This window comes from Vibrio sp. zbq_1, from assembly GCF_043102935.1.
In the GTDB taxonomy this organism is placed as follows: Bacteria; Pseudomonadota; Gammaproteobacteria; order Enterobacterales; family Vibrionaceae; genus Vibrio; species Vibrio parahaemolyticus.
This window is the reverse complement of record NZ_JBICJH010000015.1, coordinates 512,076-527,632: the sequence shown is the minus strand read 5'-3', so window position 1 is coordinate 527,632 and position 15,557 is coordinate 512,076. Positions and strand designations below refer to the sequence as shown.

The following is a 15,557-nucleotide window of genomic DNA, read 5'->3' as shown; positions in this document are numbered from 1 at the left end:
GCCATGAACCTGTTTAAAGACTTACCGAATAACCTCGACGAGGAAGTGTTCGAAGACCTGCTGACCCACAAAAACCTGCGTATAGAACGCATTGTCTCAACGGGGCAAACCTCGCCCGAAAGTGGCTGGTACGATCAAGAAGAACATGAATGGGTATTGGTTCTTAAAGGAGCTGGAGAGCTGACTTTTGAATCAGGTGTCGTGCAACGGCTTGATGCAGGCGAGCACGTTACGATTCCCGCTCATACCAAACACAAAGTGAGCTGGACTGACCCAACGCAAGAAACCATCTGGTTGGCGGTGTTTTATCAATAAACACAAAACGATCTTAAACCAAAAAATAGGCGCTGAATTTGCTCGATACTACTAAGCCGTCACTGGCACTGTTTGATTTTGATGGCACCATCACCCGAGAGGATATGTTTAGCCTTTTCCTCCACTATTCTGCTTATGGTCTGCGCAAACGAGTAGGAAAGGTCGCTATCATGCCATTTTATGTGCTGTACAAACTCGGAGTGTTACCCGCTCGTGTTATGCGTCCACTCAGCAGTTTTATTGCATTTTCAGGGAAAGAAACGCAGAAAATTGAAGCGATTGGCGCTCAGTTTGCCCACGAAGTGATCCCGCTGTACTTACGGCCAGAAGCAATGGAAAGGTTGGCGTGGCATCAACACAGAGGCGATACCATTGTGGTGGTGTCGGCATCACTCAATGCGTATCTCAAGCCTTGGTGTGAAGTGAACGGTTACCACTTGCTGTGCAGTGAACTGATCTCAGAACAGCCAAAACTGAGTGGCTTTTACCAGCAAGGTGATTGCAGTTTAGAAAGAAAAGTCTCACGTGTGAAAGCGGCGTTTTCGCTCGACGAGTTTGCGTCTATTTATGCCTACGGTGATACGCATGAAGACATTCCGATGCTCAAACTGGCAGACTACGCGATGCTCAACTGGAGCGAGTGGAGAGCAAGCGAATAACGATATGTGCTCTGATTTTCAAGACAACCACTCAACCAAAGTGATCGTTTTAGACTGAAAAAACAAACCCTTCTCACATGAGAAGGGTTTTACTGTTCAGGGCCCAAATAACTGGCTTAACGCCATACACCCCATTGACCCGTTGTGCCTGGTTCCTCACCAGACGTCCACCACTGGGCAGTCCATTCTTTGCCGTTGTGCGTCACCACATCACCTTGGTTGTAAACGGCCGTCTTGTCCCACAAGTTGGTTGGTTCAACTGGTGGCGGTACATCCGCTTTGATCAGTGACAACGCATAACTGAAGTCTGCACTTGGCGCTAATACTTGGTTTGCATTCACGTTCTTACTATCGAACATGTAGTGGTTCATCTCTTGATGCCAAATGCCAACATACCAATCGCCCGTTTGCTGCGCGTTAAATTGATCTGCTATTTCTGCCGCCCAAGTCGCCGTATTGTTTGCGCTGATTGGTAGTGAAATATCGACAATTTCATTCCCCGTCGCATTAAACGTACGGAAACGCACCGTATCGCCAGACTCTACTGGCCCAAAACCTTGCTGAACAAAGTAGCCTAGAGATGTCAGATTGTTGCCCGGTTCGGTTGGATCAACAGGGTCAGTCGGTGGCGTCGTGCCCGTTCCGTTTAACGTAATGTCACTACAGTTGTAGAAACCTTCCCCAGCGACATCAATGCGCTGCCAACGAGTATAAAGCACCGCATCGCCGGAACGATCAGCAGGGAAAGTCACCTGAATACGGTAGCGTTTTTCCGCATCAACATACACATCACCTGCGGTGTCGATCAGCTCTAAATCACTCCAAGTAAGAGGCTTTGAATCATCATAAGTTGGCTTGGTGAGATAGAATTCCCAGTACGATGGGTTGTGCGGCGCTTTGCCGTAAAACACCAATTCAATCTGGTTGTTTGCATCTGGCGTAACATTGGTGCGCTGCCAGTTTGGAGAAGGAATGTTCAAGCCTTTCTTAGCGGCATCGCCGGCAGAACACAGTTCACCGTCACGAACCACCGCCTGAACGTGTGCCATGTCGCGGTAGTTTGGTACGTTCGCCGCAATTTCGCTGCGTTGCACAAACGGGTACGCGCCAGATTCTTCAAAAGCCGCTTTACACGCTTGGTTAGGGATCTCGTTGGTCCAAAAGCCACCGTCTAAATAACACGTATTTTGACGAGCACTTGGAAACTCTACCCAGCCATGGGCGTTGACGTTAAATGAGCTCAATGCGGCAACAGCGCTTAAGCTCAAAAGAGGAAGTGTTACATGTGATTTCATCGTTCATCCTTAATTTTGCTGACTCGCCGCTCTGAAACACAAGCGGTTTAAGCAAAACTAGCAGGATGGGATTATTTAGAAGGTGAGAATAAATATGGAAATTGTAAGAGTGCCATCTGCTTTCCAGCATTTGTTGTGAACCATTCTCATACTCGACTGACTCTTTCGAGTCACTTCAAATTCGTGTGCCACAAAAACTTTCACTCTCGTTTGGCTAGCGCTCGTCTTTTGGTGTGTCCATCACCACCATGGTTGTGATCGACTTGACGTGTTCGCACTCACCCAACACATCAGCGTGAAACGCTTTATAAGCGGCGAGATCTTGCGTTTCCACACGCAGCAAATACTCATTCGCGCCAGTGATGTTGTGACATTCCACCACCTCGTTTACAAAACGCACATGCTCTTCGAAACCCAACTGTGCCTGCTTAGAGTGCGAGGCCAAACCAATCGACACATAAGCAACAAAACCCACGCCAAGTTGCTGATTATCCAGTACTGCTCGGTAGCCTTTGATCACGCCTTTACGCTCTAAATCTTGCACTCGGCGTAAGGTTGCAGACGGAGATAAACCAACGCGTTCCGACAGCTCCACATTGGAGATTCTTCCGTCTCGTTTGAGCACTTGCAATATTCTTTCGTCAAATCTATCCATGATGATGTTTCATTGCTTATTTAGTTTCTAATCATCAAATAAAAGCACAATATTGACCTCAGTTCTACTTATAGTTGTTCTCAACTTATCGAGAACTGATTCAAGGAACAATCTATGGAATATCATCAACTGGGCGCTTTGGCGTTGTTCGCTTTTGTCTCCACTTTTACGCCGGGTCCCAATAACATTATGTTGATGACCTCAGGGGCAAATGTCGGCTTTAAACGCACTATCCCACACATGTTGGGCATTACCTTCGGCTTTGGTGCCATGCTAATTTTGGTGGGTATTGGCTTGATGGGCCTGTTCCACGCTTACCCGCTCACCCACTCGATTTTGAAAGTATTGAGCTTGAGTTATTTGCTGTACTTGACGTACAAAATCGCCACCAGCGACAAAACCGAAGCAAAACACGATTTTCGCCCGATGTCTTTTTTAGGGGCTGTCGCATTCCAGTGGGTGAACCCAAAAGGTTGGTCGATGGCGTTGACGGCGATTACGGTATACACCAGCGGCGGTTCTTGGCTTGAACTGACTTTTATCGCCGGTATCTTCTGTTTAGCCAACTTGCCATCGGTGACATTTTGGACGGCGGCAGGCATGCAATTGCAGCGTTGGTTGACCACCGATAAACGCGTTAAGGGGTTCAACTACAGCATGGCCGCTCTGTTGCTTTTGTCTACGATTCCAATGATATAAGTCCATTTATGGTTAAAAAACGACTCACTTTACGTGGTTAGAGAAAGGATAGAGGTAATATTTTTCTTGGGGCTTTGGCGTTAATTCACAGTGTAAATTTGTTTAAAGACGCTACCCTCTTGTTAGGGAACTTGATAACCTTTAAATGAGAAAGAGAATAATTATCGAGTAAAGTAACAATGAAAAAGAAGCCTCAACCTAAAACGCTTGTTGTCACAGACACAGAAACCATCACTCCAAACATGCAGCGCATTACCTTGCAAGGTGAGGCGCTGAGCCACTTTCCTCGTGACTGCGAAGGCAGTTACATCAAATTACTGTTTAACGATATGGGCGGCCCGGATCTGAGCATCCTGTCAGAAGACGACCGACCAATCATGCGCACTTACACAATTCGACGTTTTCATCCAGAAACCAGCTCAATCGAAGTGGATTTCGTCCGACACGTAACGCAAGATCTGCAATGCGGATTTGCCGCACGTTGGGCAATGGCCGCGCAAAAAGGCGACACGATCAACATCGTGGGGCCGGGTAGCATTTCCAACTTAAATACTGAGGCGGATTGGTTCTTCATGGCTGCCGATATGACGGCACTTCCAGCGCTTTCTGCGAAAATTCGTACGTTGCCAGAAGAGGCCAAAGGCTATGCCGTGATCAGCGTGATGTCTCCAGCCGACATCCAACCCCTACACGCGCCAGCAGACATGGAGTTGATTTGGTTAACCGAAGGGCAAGCCTTGGCTGATAGCGTTCGCGAACTCGAGTGGTTAGATGGTAACGCTTCGATATGGTGTGCGTGTGAGTTCGATTCAATGCGTGCGCTGCGCCAATATTTCCGCAATGAGAAAGAAGTCGATCGCGAGAATATCTACATCAGCAGCTATTGGAAGCAAGGCGTGTCTGAAGATGGGCACAAAGTGATTAAACGTGAAGACGCGGAATCCAATCAATAGTGGTTCATGTCTTTTCGATTCCAGCTCTCATCCTAATAAAAACGCCCGGCATCACCGGGCGTTTTTCATCATCATGTTTGACGTAATCAGTGCTTGTAAGACTCCGGCACGTCCGCAATGTAAATCGCAGGAACGCCTTCAAAGTCACTGGTAAACAACACACCATCATCGTTCGGTGTGAATGACGGATGCGGGTGAGTAATTTGGCGATCGCCATCCAACACATCCCAAGATGTGCTGTGCTTACACAGTTTTTGCGCCGATTTCGCTTTTGTGTTCAATACATACAAGAACGGGTCATTTTCGATGTTGTAGCTGTCCGCGTCTGCAACATCAACTGGCGCATCGCAACCATCACCAACCATCAAAGAACCATCGAAGTTACTCATAAGGTGAGAACAAGGTGGCATCACCATCACTTCTTCATTCTCTAATGTCTCTGGGTTGGCTTTGTAAATCACGCGATCAGTTTGACCTTTGAAGTAAGAAACGTACGCCATTGCGCTGCCATCTGGAATCCAGAACTCGTGCGTGCACGATTCACCTTCTGCGTGCTCTTTGATTTTACGAACGTTGCTGCCATCTTCATTGACCAGCCACATGCGCGCATCCACCAAATCATGCGGACCTTCATGACAGAAACCAACCGTTGAGTCATCAAACGGACGGTAAATCGGGTGACCTAGCCACGCAGTGTCTTGATGGATCACCTCCAGCTCACCGGTTTCGATATCCACTTTAATTAGGCGACAAGTTGGATTGGTGTGGTAGAACTCGGCAAACTTTTCCCAAGATGTCAGCGGTTGCCAATCACGTTTTAAAATCTCGATGCCGACTAACTTGGTACAGTCAGAATTTGCCACCCAAGTACCGTAGCCTTTCCACTCTTCATCGACCGTATAAATGACTTGTTCTTCCAGCGTTTCTAAATCGACTTTCATCAAATTCAGTTCGTTTTTCACGTAGAAAAATGCACGCTCATCCGTCGAAATGAAACCGCCAAAGGTGTTGTCACCTTTACCTTCCGTCAGTTGGACTGCTTGTTGCGTTTCAAGGTTAAGCAGGTAATAGTTGCGATTTCCGTCGAAATCACCTGCAAACAGCAGCTTTTTTCCATCCTGAGTAAAGCACTTCTGGTAAAAGTAGTTACGGTGACAAATCACGTCCGTTGGCGTTAATCGCGTCACTTTCACTTGGGTATCACTATCAACAAACGTTTCGAAGTTGAGAGTAATCACATCACCTTTAGCCATAATATATCTCCACAAAAGGGCTGCCCAAGCGAGGGCAGCCAAAACAAAAATTCAGATTATTGGGTCGTTGTCGCGGCTACTTTAGAGGGCTGCGTGTCTAGCTTGGCACTCTTCTTCAAGCCGTAGCCCACAGCAAAGACTGACGCTGCACAAGCAAGGAACAATAGGCGGCCCCATAGTGGGTTTGGAATCAACACCATCAGTGTTAAACCTGCGGCCATGTAGATAACCAGCGTACCCAATTTCGCGCGTTGCATGCGGTCAACAATGTCTTGGCCTTCTTCTGCAACACACTCGGTGTCCACATCTTTAAAGAATTCCGCCGTTGTCTCTTTGTGCGTGTCTGTTTCTTCTTTGTAGAACAGAGTCGATAGGCAGAAGAAACCAGCAGTAAAGACAAGGTGAGCAGCAATAGTGATCATTGTGCGCATTTCACCTGCTTCGCGGCGTGTTAGCTCATCCATACCAAACCAGCTACCAACAAATTCTGGAGTGAAGATTTTCACCACTGACCAAGAGACAAACATACCAACCACAACTGTTGCCCATGGTGCCCATTTCGGCGTTCTGCGAATGATGATGCCAAGGAACAATGGAACTAGGATTGGTGATTGAAGTAGCGTCGCCACTTGCATCATTAGGTCAAACAAGCTTAGGTGCTTCAGTGAGTTGAAGAACTGAGCCATCATGATAACGAGGATGCCGTTCACCAAACATGCGATTTGACCAGCACGCAGTAGCTCTTTATCCGAAGCTTGGCCTTTACGCACGATGTTTGAGTAGAAGCTGCGAACGAAAATACCTGAGTTACGGTTTAGTGCAGAGTCCATCGAAGACATGGTCGCCGCAAACAGACCTGCCATTAACAGACCAACGGTGCCTAGAGGCATTGTTTCACGAGCGAAGACAAGGTAAACCGCATCGCTTGCTTTCGCACCCAATGATGAGTATTGCGTTGCTGCATCTGGGTACAGGATTGCTGAAGCCCAAGGTGGGATGAACCAAATTACCGCGCCAAATAGCATCATCACAAGCGCCATCAACGCAGCTTTACTTGCGTTTTTCGAGTCTTTCGCGTTAAGGAAACGGTAAGACTCCTGCATGTTGTTGATACTTTGCAGCTGTTTCACTACGAAGAAGATGAACGTACAAACTAACAGTAGTGGGTAGTTCATATCTGGGCCCATGATGAAGCCACCAGGGAAGTTCTCAACGATCTCGCTAGGGCCACCAACGACGTACAATGCAACTGCCGCACAAGCAATGGAGATAACCGCAACAACCAGCGTTTGAATAAAGTCCGACGCCACTACGCCCCACGCACCACTCAGCAATGAGATAGCCAATACCGCAAGGCCAGTCACCCAAATGGTAGTCACGATGTCGGCATTAAATACCGCAGAAGCAAACACACCCAAACCGTTTAGCCAAACACCCGCGTTAATCACACTTAACGGAATGATTACCCAAGTGAAAAACTGCTCGTTAGTGTTACCAAAGCGGCGTTTTACCCCTTCAGTTGGTGTATCGACACGCATTTGGCGGAAGCGGCGAGCAAAGTAGAAGTAAGCGAAAACGTACGCCACCATGTTGCCAACAAACACAGCCAATACTGCGAAGCCATCGTTAAACGCTTTACCCGCTGCACCGGTAAACGTCCATGCAGAGAACTGAGTCATAAATGCTGTGGCACCAACCATCCACCAAAGCATCTTACCGCCCCCGCGGAAATAGTCGCTGGTACTATTGCTTGCCATTTTTTTGAACAGCAAGCTGATTGCCACCATCAGGGCAAAGTAGCCTGCTATTACTAAGTAATCGTATTCCATAATAGAAACCTCGAAACGCTGTTTTAATTTAGATAAATTATATTTTCAAAAAACAAAACTAACTGAGACAAAAATCAAAACAACGGTTCATTTTTTATTTTTTGCGCTCAAACGTGATGAAGATCAATAGTGAGCGTCTTGTAAATAACTGCGGATCCATACTCGTCGTTGCTGCATTCCCTTAGTTAATCTTAGAACCAAAAAGAGATTGTCACTGACAAGTCGAAAAGCGTAAAAATGCGACCGTTGTAAGGTGAGTTTTGACGAAAAAAAAGGGCTCCTGAGAGCCCGTGGTTACTCGTTAGTGAATAAGTTGCTTAAGCTGCATCGCCTCTTGCTTACCCGGAATGGCTTGCTGGGTATCAATCACTGACGCTTGCTTTAATGGCGCGAGCGTTTTGCTGTCGACCGCTTTGCCATCACTGGTGTAAGTCGTGCCATTTTCGACCAACGCATTGCCAGTCGATTTCGCACTGTTGATCACGTCGTCATATTTGCTGCTGACGTGGAATCGGTAAGAACGGTTATTGGTGAACGTGCCTTGCTCAATCTCGCCGGAATATGGGCTCTTACGGAACAAGTAGTTGAAGCGCTTGTTATCAATCGACACGTTGTCGCTCAATACCAGTGCACCAGGGTTAAAGTTGTCCGTAAATCCGTCCATGTTGTTATTGAAAGACAAGCTATTTTTCACCACATGTGGAACCGGAATCCCCTCGCCGCCTAGCTTGAAGCCGTTACCAATCGTGCCACCCTTGTTGGCAACATCGAGTGTGCGACCGTTGCTGAACGAAATGGAATCCAAAATGGTCACCGCACCGTTTGCGCCATCTTCCACTTTGTTGAACAAGTCCCAACCGTCATCAATGTTGTGGTGAGACAAACAACGGATGAAAGTGTTGCCATCGCCGATACGCATCTTGGCCGCAAAACCGTCTGCGTTGATCTGCGAAGGATCCATGTTGTTGTAGCTTTCGCTTTCAATCACTTGGTTGTAACTTGCCCACAGTGCGCGGCCAATGTTTTCAGGAGAGGTGATCACGAAACCAGTATCTGGCGCGCCGTGTGTCACCATTTTTTCGAAGGTGTTGTGGCTACCATGAACAATGAACTGCGCACCCGCAACTTCAATACCTTGGTAATGCCAGTAATTTGCCTCGTGACGAAGTTCCGAAACAAAGCGAACATTGTCTCCTTCCGCACGTAGGTGCTTGAGCTTGTCGGCACTGCCACTAGCCGTCAGTGGAATTTCCATCCCTTGGTAGTCGCCATCTTTCAAAATGATGGTGCCACCAGCAGGAAGCAGTTCTACTGCGGTAGCGAAATCAAGCGGTTGTGCTTGAGATCCGTTGCCTTTGTCGCTGCCGTTTGGTGCAACATACAGCGTCATTGGGTCTGGCAGAGAAACAACGTCAACGCTGTAACGGTGCGCTTGTGTCTCTTTGTTTGGGCCGTCAATGGCGGTGAATCTCACTTCCATTTGATTCGCGCCGCTATCAAGTGTCAGCCACTGGCTGAACAACTCGCCCGCCGTCACGGTTTGCTTCGCAACCACTTTGTCATTGTGCAGAACTTCAAATTCGCCCGAGTAGTTGGCACGAGCTTGAACCGGATACTCCTTGGTTGCAGATCGAGGTGAAGAAGCGATTTGGAATACCAATTCTCCCTGCTTGGCCGCGTATTTTGGAGCGTCCACGGAATCCGCCGCAGCAAGCTGCAAATCGACATTGCTCACCGTCATTTTTGCATTGCGTGACGCAAAGAAGCCGACGTATTGCGAGTCTGAGTTTTGCATTTCAACGATATTGGCATTCGCGCCTTTTACCGCTTGCTCAACGAATTTTTCGCCATTACGGTAGCTGACTTTGAAACCATCATTGGTGCGTGTCAGCGTCATGCGGTAGGTTTCAGCCGTGCCGTAAGGCACCCCTTCCACATAATCGACACGGCTTAAACGGTTACCCGGCGTTCCCCAAGGTCGATAAACGCCTTCACGAAACGATGCGTTGATGTTGGTCATGCCATCGTTCGTGCGGGTGTGAGAACGCATTAGGTTCATCACCATGTTCGATGCAGACGGAAACTCTTCATGGCCCTCAGGTTGCGGCACTAAACGCTCGGCACCTAGAATGTCGCGCACCATCAAACCTGCGCCTTCTTGGCGGTTGGGTGTCGCGCCTGTTTCCGGGCCAAGCTGTTCAAGCACCACATCGGCACTGAGGGTAAAGTTCACATCGGTTGGTAGCTCGGTGTAGTAAAAGGTGAGTCCTTCATGCGAGTTGGCTAACTTGCCGCCGCGGCTTTCAATGGTAAATGTGGACGCTAACTTACCAACAGCGACAGCATCACCATTGACCGTCACTTGGTTCACGCCGACTTTTTCAGGCAAAATAGTTGAGCCAAAGTTCATGTCGGTCGATTGACCAAAAGTGATCGCTTTCCAAGTCAGGTCTTCGACCTTAATCTCAGCAGCGTGTGCGGCTGGGGCCAATATGGCCGCCAGATACAAGGCTAAAGTGTGTTTTTTCATGGTCACTTTTCCTTGTTAGAAGTTGTATTTCAAACCGACACGGAAACGAGGAACATATTCATCTTTAAACTCTGAGCCATCACCCTTGTGCGTGATAGCCGCGATAGCGAAGAATGGAATCACGCCACTTTCTAACTTGGTGTATTCGCCTTTAAAGTCGATCAGCTGATCATGACCTTTGTCTTTCCAGCCACCTTCACCACCATGAATATCTTTGTACTCCGCTTCTACGCCAAGCTTGCCCCATTCAAACTTACGGTTTGCGTAAAGGTTGAGCTGGTTGTAACGCGAGTCGTCCGTATTTTTGTACCCATGACGAATACGCGCAGCGACATCCCACTCGTCATTGATTTTGTACGCGCCCGTCAAGTTGTACTTGAACACTGACGCACCCGATGGGCTGGCATCAATGTTAATGCCCGGCGTTAGAGAGAAATTGTCGGTCGCTTTCCAACGGTAGCTCACGCCAGTTTCATGGCCTGCATTGCCCATGTGACCATCTTTGTAGTTCCATTTTGCTTCCACGCTAAAACCGATTTGGTTGTCGAAACGGTGAGAAACGTAAATACGATCTCGATGTTCGTCACCATCACGATCAGGCACATATTCATGACGAATATCCACCGATGCGGCAGCCGCTAAACCAGAAGTCATTGCAAGTAAGAGTGCAGAAGTAAGGTATCTAACTTTCATTTTGAAACACCATTTTATTTTATAATAAATCTTGTTTTAATATATTCATTATTACGTACTGATAAAGTTCTTATCGGTATTTTTGTGATCTTTAAAACGGTGTTTTAATTTTTTCGTGAGCTATGACACATGACTTTATTGGATTCGATGATCGTAATGATCTATCTGCTCTTTATTGGGATCGCTGCGTGGCTATTTCGCCGCTTTTCCACCTCGTCGAACGACTTCCTTCAAGGTGGAGGGACCATGATGTGGTGGATGGCTGGCGCGACTGCATTCATGACGCAATTTTCAGCGTGGACGTTTACGGGTGCCGCAGCCAAAGCGTATGAAGATGGCATCAGCGTGATGTTCATCTTTTGGGGAAATGCGTTGGGATTTTTCGTCGCGGCGGCGTTTTTTGCGCGTCGCTATCGAAGGTTACGCGTAGAAACCGCCATGGAAGTGATTCGAGTGCGGTTTGGCCACACATCAGAACAGCTATTCACATGGTTAAGCTTTCCGCTGACTTTGATCGCCTGTGCTATTTGGATGAACGGATTGGCGTCTTTTTTCTCTGCCGTTTTTGCCATTGAGATGTCGACCACCATTCTCGCTATGGGGGTGATCGTCACTTTGATCGCCGTGAGCGGAGGCGCGTGGACGGTGTCTGTGACGAATGTGATTCAATTAGTTTTGCTGATCGCCATTACTCTAGTGATCGGCTATACCGCACTGCAACACTTTGACTCACCAAGCGAAGTGTTTGCGTACACCACGCCAATTTATGGTGAACAGATCAGGATGCCGTCTCTGTTTGTGATGTGGGCAATCGCCATGCTGCTGCAACAAACCATGAGTAATAACCACACCTTGAGCTGCTATCGCTTTCTGACCACCGCCAACGATAAAGACGCCACCAAGGCCGCATTCGTTGCTGGTGTGCTGTTTGTTTTTGCCCCTGTACTGTGGTTTATGCCAGCGTGGTTCGTGGCAGCGCAAAACATCGATTTACTGGCGATCTATCCTGCACTAGAGCAGAGTGCGAACAACGCCGCTTATCTTTACTACATCCAACATTACATGCCTCAAGGTTTACTCGGATTGGTGATGGTGGCATTGGTGGCCGCGACCATTGCGCCGCTTTCATCAGCACACAACCGCAACGCTGGCATTGTGGTCAAAAGCCTCTACCAAGTGTGGTTCAACCCAAATGCTACCAGTCGTCAGCAGTTGATGGTTGGAAAAATTGCGACGATAGTATCTGGCGTATTAGCCACGGTCACAGCTTTGCTGCTGGCGTCTGTTGAGTCGTACAGCTTGTTCGACATGATGATTGTGTTCGCGGCGTTCATTCAGATGCCAATCAACATCCCATCTCTGCTTGCGCTCGTCAGTTTGAAAACACCAAACTGGTCGGGATGGGCCACCGTTATGGTCGGATGCGCAGTATCGCTCTTTATGATGTTTATCTTTGATGTACAGTGGCTCTCTTCCTCGCCATTAACGCCAAGAGAAAGAAAAGACCTGTCCGTGGTCGCAACGCTTGCCGTTCATTTACTGGTGACGGGAGGCTTCTTCCTGTTTACGCGGGTCTTTTATGCCAAAGAGCCACCATCAATCCAGCAAAGTCGCACTGCACTTGCGATTCAACTAGCCACACCGATCAGCGACGAGGAGCTGTCCCCTATCAATCATAAGCAAGGACTTTATGTCGGCTCCATCACAGCGTCGGCGGGCATGTTACTGATTCTTGCCGGCGTCGTGTTAGCGGGCTCTTCTCAATCCATCTTTGTCGCAATTGGCTGCATCGTGTTGCTGTTTAGCTTGTTCCTACTACAACCTACCCAGCACTCTAAACGTGCTTGGCAGAAACAAAAAACTAAGTAAGTAAATGGGTAAGTAAACCGTATTGGGCGCGTTGTTTTGTGTCGCGCCTAGAGGAAAGCTGGCTTTTTAACTCGCCAAAACTGCACATAAAAAACGCCTACGGTGGAGCCGCAGGCGTTGGCAAATTGCTCAAAAGATCGTTCGACTATCTACGATAGTTCTCGGCGCTAACCGGGGTGAGGAATTATTCGATAATTCCCGCAACTTCACGAACCAGCTTCGCCAGTTCATCCCATTGCTCGTTGTCAATCAAATCGCCGGGTACCATCCAAGTACCACCACACGCTAAGACTGAAGAAATAGACAAGTAATCTTTAACATTGCTTGGGCTCACGCCACCGGTTGGCATGAATTTTACAGGATAAACCGCAGATAATGCTTTTAGCATCGCGACGCCGCCTGACGGTTCTGCTGGGAAAAACTTCAGCGTACGCAGACCCATTTCCATTGCTTGTTCAACCAAGCTTGGGTTGTTGACACCAGGGACGATGGTCACGTTGCGCTGTTGGCAGTATTTCACTGTAGTTGGGTTGAAACCTGGGCTCACAATAAAGTCCACGCCCGCATCAATCGCTTCATCCACTTGCGCGCTTGTCAGCACAGTTCCCGCGCCAATCAGCATCTCTGGGTACGCTTCGCGCATGTTTTTGATCGCTAAAGCGGCATCTTCAGTGCGGAACGTCACTTCAGCACATGGCAGGCCATTTTCAATCAGCACTTGTGCCAGTTTCACTGCCTTGCCTGCGTCTTTGATCGCGATAACAGGGACTACTTTAATTTCTGAAAGTTGTTGGTTCAGATCTTTCATTTCATCGTTCCTTAAATAGTTGGCATCGCTTGGCTTGGAATGATCGCGCCGCGATGTTGAATAACCGTGCCAGCCACTTTGTGGCCAGCAAGCGCAGACTCAGCAACGTCTCCGCCTAAAATTCGTTTTGCCAGATAACCCGCACTAAAAGAATCACCTGCCGCCGTGGTATCCACCACAGCATCAACCTTCAAGGCCGCAACGGTGTGTTGTTGATCTTGTGTTACAACAAAGCAGTCGTCCGCGCCACGTTTCACGATGATCTCTTTCACGCCAAAGTTTTTCGTACGGCTGATCGCCTCATCTTCGTGCTTATCTCCCCACAGCATGACCTCGTCATCGAAGGTCAAAAATGCCATGTCGGTGACGCTGAGGATCTTTGAGTAAAAATCACGAGCTTGCTCGATGTTAGGCCAGAGCTTAGGGCGGAAGTTGTTATCGAATGCGATTTTTACACCTTCTTTACGGCACATTGTTAGCAGCTCAATCAACATCTGACGACAATCGTCCGAGATGATCGCCAAGCTAATGCCACTCAGGTAGATCATTTGATGCTGGCAAAGATCTTTCACCAACGACAGCAATGCTCGCTCACGCAACCAGTATTTTGCTGCCGCATCATTACGCCAGTAAAAGAAGCTACGCTCGCCATCTTCGGCGGTTTCAATCGCGTAGATGCCTGGCAATTTATCTTCAGAAAGGTAGACCATGTCCGTATTGATCCCCTCTTCACGCCATGCCGTTAGCATTTCACGACTAAACGGATCATGCCCTAATCCCGTCACATACGAAGTTTCAACCCCGTGTTGTTTGGTTAGACGAGAAAGGTACACCGCGGTATTGAGCGTATCACCGCCAAAACCTTGCTGTAGCACGCCGTCATGTTTTTTAAGCTCCACCATACATTCGCCGATGATGGCGACACGACTGATTGGGTTCATGGGAAGTCTCCTCAGTATTTGATGTCGCCATTATTGCAATTACAAAACCAGTTAACAATAAAAATAAAACAACGGTTCATTTATTTCGTGAGCTTGATCTATCTGCGTGCTTTCTCGGTCAGATTTTGTAGCCATGCAGAGAACAATTGCGGCCACGCCGCAACAGGCAAACCTTGCGCATCGCGAATACCAAAACCGTGTTTACCTTGCTCAAACAAGTGCATTTCGGTCGCGATTCCGTGCTGGCGAAGTGCTTGCCAAAACACGATGCTGTTTTCCACGCTCACGGCGGTATCGTCACTGGCATGTAAAAGAAAACAAGGCGGCATGTCTGACGTCACCTGTTTTTCTAGCGAGAATCGGAGAAGGTCAGATTCACGTTCCAAATTAGCCAGTAACTCGGCACGCGAGCCCATGTGCGCGATGTCGGTGTTCATACTGATCACCGGGTACATCAAAGCGCAAAAATCGGGCTTGGCAGATACACGGTCCACCTCATCTTGAAGAGGATAAATATCCAATGCGTGACTCGTCGCTAAGCTCGCTGCAACGTGTCCGCCAGCCGAGAAACCTAACACACCAATAGATGATAAATGAGACGCCAAAGGCAACTGACGCACCAAACGCATTGCTCGCTGCGCGTCCGCCAGTGGCGTCCATGATCCAAATTCATGCCCTTCGTTTGGCATGCGATAGGTCATCACAAACACGGTAAAACCTGCTTGGTTCAACACGCGTGCGCTGTCCGCCCCTTCTTTATCCACCGAAACTCGCTGATAACCGCCACCGGGCATCAATAAAATACCCATCCCGTTGGATTGCTCTGGTTCAAACACGACAATTTCTGGATGCGTGATGTCAAACACAGCGCGATCTGGTAACAACTCGTTCGGATTTCTTTCTTGATAACTTTGCACCAGATGGGAGGGGATTTGAGGCTCAGACCACAAAGGCAAAACGAGATTCTCAGGAAACCAAGTCTGTAGTGAAGTAATCGGCGCAACGTGCATGGCATTCTCTCCGGCTTAAAAACAAAAAAAGCCAGCACAATGGCTGGC

At 48.2% G+C, this 15,557-nt stretch carries 14 protein-coding genes; 5 read left to right on the top strand and 9 right to left on the bottom strand.

The genetic code is table 11. The features are described 5' to 3' along the window. Nucleotides 1-3: 3 nt before the first annotated feature. The gene (locus tag ACF8CV_RS10320) at nucleotides 4-315 is read left to right on the top strand and encodes a cupin domain-containing protein (RefSeq protein WP_005482886.1); all 312 of its coding nucleotides are present in this window, start codon (nucleotides 4-6) and stop codon (nucleotides 313-315) included. Between the two features lie 38 nt (nucleotides 316-353). After that, nucleotides 354-974: an HAD-IB family hydrolase gene (locus ACF8CV_RS10315; protein WP_138938175.1), complete on the top strand. Its 621-nt coding sequence runs from the start codon at nucleotides 354-356 to the stop codon at nucleotides 972-974. 116 nt (nucleotides 975-1,090) lie between these two features. Here the strand turns inward: ACF8CV_RS10315 and ACF8CV_RS10310 are convergent, their stop codons facing one another. Together ACF8CV_RS10310 and ACF8CV_RS10305 are read right to left on the bottom strand one after the other, a co-directional pair. Next, nucleotides 1,091-2,269, bottom strand: a complete 1,179-nt coding sequence (locus ACF8CV_RS10310; RefSeq protein WP_025501431.1) for a lytic polysaccharide monooxygenase — start codon at nucleotides 2,267-2,269, stop codon at nucleotides 1,091-1,093. A gap of 214 nt (nucleotides 2,270-2,483) precedes the next feature. After that, the gene (locus tag ACF8CV_RS10305; RefSeq protein ID WP_005482841.1) at nucleotides 2,484-2,924 is read right to left on the bottom strand and encodes an Lrp/AsnC family transcriptional regulator; all 441 of its coding nucleotides are present in this window, start codon (nucleotides 2,922-2,924) and stop codon (nucleotides 2,484-2,486) included. Nucleotides 2,925-3,038: 114 nt separating this feature from the next. Here ACF8CV_RS10305 and ACF8CV_RS10300 point away from each other — a divergent pair, with 114 nt between their 5' ends. Next, complete coding sequence (locus ACF8CV_RS10300) at nucleotides 3,039-3,623, top strand: LysE family translocator (protein WP_025509795.1); 585 nt, start codon at nucleotides 3,039-3,041, stop codon at nucleotides 3,621-3,623. 179 nt (nucleotides 3,624-3,802) lie between these two features. Further along, complete coding sequence (locus ACF8CV_RS10295; protein ID WP_053315033.1) at nucleotides 3,803-4,576, top strand: siderophore-interacting protein; 774 nt, start codon at nucleotides 3,803-3,805, stop codon at nucleotides 4,574-4,576. Between the two features lie 86 nt (nucleotides 4,577-4,662). On the opposite strand, the gene ACF8CV_RS10290 is transcribed toward ACF8CV_RS10295, so the two are convergent. The 4 genes from ACF8CV_RS10290 to ACF8CV_RS10275 all read right to left on the bottom strand — a co-directional run bounded on the left by ACF8CV_RS10290 (nucleotide 4,663) and on the right by ACF8CV_RS10275 (nucleotide 10,881). Next, nucleotides 4,663-5,829: an oligogalacturonate lyase family protein gene (locus ACF8CV_RS10290; protein ID WP_005482890.1), complete on the bottom strand. Its 1,167-nt coding sequence runs from the start codon at nucleotides 5,827-5,829 to the stop codon at nucleotides 4,663-4,665. 56 nt (nucleotides 5,830-5,885) lie between these two features. Further along, on the bottom strand, nucleotides 5,886-7,658 hold the full coding sequence (locus ACF8CV_RS10285; RefSeq protein WP_138938174.1) for a sodium:solute symporter family protein: 1,773 nt from the start codon (nucleotides 7,656-7,658) through the stop codon (nucleotides 5,886-5,888). 301 nt (nucleotides 7,659-7,959) lie between these two features. Further along, nucleotides 7,960-10,188: an exopolygalacturonate lyase gene (locus ACF8CV_RS10280; protein WP_138938173.1), complete on the bottom strand. Its 2,229-nt coding sequence runs from the start codon at nucleotides 10,186-10,188 to the stop codon at nucleotides 7,960-7,962. A gap of 15 nt (nucleotides 10,189-10,203) precedes the next feature. After that, a complete protein-coding gene (locus ACF8CV_RS10275; RefSeq protein ID WP_005482845.1) occupies nucleotides 10,204-10,881 on the bottom strand; it encodes an oligogalacturonate-specific porin KdgM family protein in 678 nt (225 codons plus the stop codon). Between the two features lie 129 nt (nucleotides 10,882-11,010). On the opposite strand from ACF8CV_RS10275, the gene ACF8CV_RS10270 reads away from it, so the two are divergent. After that, nucleotides 11,011-12,750 carry a transporter gene (locus ACF8CV_RS10270; RefSeq protein WP_138938172.1) on the top strand — a complete coding sequence of 580 codons (1,740 nt, stop codon included), beginning with the start codon at nucleotides 11,011-11,013 and terminating at the stop codon, nucleotides 12,748-12,750. A 184-nt stretch (nucleotides 12,751-12,934) separates the two neighbouring features. Here the strand turns inward: ACF8CV_RS10270 and ACF8CV_RS10265 are convergent, their stop codons facing one another. The 3 genes from ACF8CV_RS10265 to ACF8CV_RS10255 form a co-directional block, all read right to left on the bottom strand. Beyond that, entirely contained in the window at nucleotides 12,935-13,558 is a 624-nt protein-coding gene (locus ACF8CV_RS10265) for a bifunctional 4-hydroxy-2-oxoglutarate aldolase/2-dehydro-3-deoxy-phosphogluconate aldolase (protein WP_005460834.1), read from the bottom strand. Nucleotides 13,559-13,569: 11 nt separating this feature from the next. Continuing rightward, nucleotides 13,570-14,499 carry a sugar kinase gene (locus tag ACF8CV_RS10260; protein ID WP_005482884.1) on the bottom strand — a complete coding sequence of 310 codons (930 nt, stop codon included), beginning with the start codon at nucleotides 14,497-14,499 and terminating at the stop codon, nucleotides 13,570-13,572. Between the two features lie 98 nt (nucleotides 14,500-14,597). Next, complete coding sequence (locus ACF8CV_RS10255; RefSeq protein ID WP_138938171.1) at nucleotides 14,598-15,509, bottom strand: alpha/beta hydrolase; 912 nt, start codon at nucleotides 15,507-15,509, stop codon at nucleotides 14,598-14,600. Nucleotides 15,510-15,557: the final 48 nt, after the last annotated feature.

Excerpts from the sequence above, each read along its gene's own strand:
- ACF8CV_RS10280 (WP_138938173.1), bottom strand. The coding sequence starts at position 10,188 with ATGAAAAAACACACTTTAGCCTTGTATCTGGCGGCCATATTGGCCCCA.
- ACF8CV_RS10300 (WP_025509795.1), top strand. The coding sequence starts at position 3,039 with ATGGAATATCATCAACTGGGCGCTTTGGCGTTGTTCGCTTTTGTCTCC.
- ACF8CV_RS10270 (WP_138938172.1), top strand. The coding sequence starts at position 11,011 with ATGACTTTATTGGATTCGATGATCGTAATGATCTATCTGCTCTTTATT.
- ACF8CV_RS10265 (WP_005460834.1), bottom strand. The coding sequence starts at position 13,558 with ATGAAAGATCTGAACCAACAACTTTCAGAAATTAAAGTAGTCCCTGTT.
- ACF8CV_RS10305 (WP_005482841.1), bottom strand. The coding sequence starts at position 2,924 with ATGGATAGATTTGACGAAAGAATATTGCAAGTGCTCAAACGAGACGGA.
- ACF8CV_RS10255 (WP_138938171.1), bottom strand. The coding sequence starts at position 15,509 with ATGCACGTTGCGCCGATTACTTCACTACAGACTTGGTTTCCTGAGAAT.
- ACF8CV_RS10320 (WP_005482886.1), top strand. The coding sequence starts at position 4 with ATGAACCTGTTTAAAGACTTACCGAATAACCTCGACGAGGAAGTGTTC.
- ACF8CV_RS10310 (WP_025501431.1), bottom strand. The coding sequence starts at position 2,269 with ATGAAATCACATGTAACACTTCCTCTTTTGAGCTTAAGCGCTGTTGCC.
- ACF8CV_RS10290 (WP_005482890.1), bottom strand. The coding sequence starts at position 5,829 with ATGGCTAAAGGTGATGTGATTACTCTCAACTTCGAAACGTTTGTTGAT.
- ACF8CV_RS10285 (WP_138938174.1), bottom strand. The coding sequence starts at position 7,658 with ATGGAATACGATTACTTAGTAATAGCAGGCTACTTTGCCCTGATGGTG.
- ACF8CV_RS10295 (WP_053315033.1), top strand. The coding sequence starts at position 3,803 with ATGAAAAAGAAGCCTCAACCTAAAACGCTTGTTGTCACAGACACAGAA.
- ACF8CV_RS10275 (WP_005482845.1), bottom strand. The coding sequence starts at position 10,881 with ATGAAAGTTAGATACCTTACTTCTGCACTCTTACTTGCAATGACTTCT.
- ACF8CV_RS10260 (WP_005482884.1), bottom strand. The coding sequence starts at position 14,499 with ATGAACCCAATCAGTCGTGTCGCCATCATCGGCGAATGTATGGTGGAG.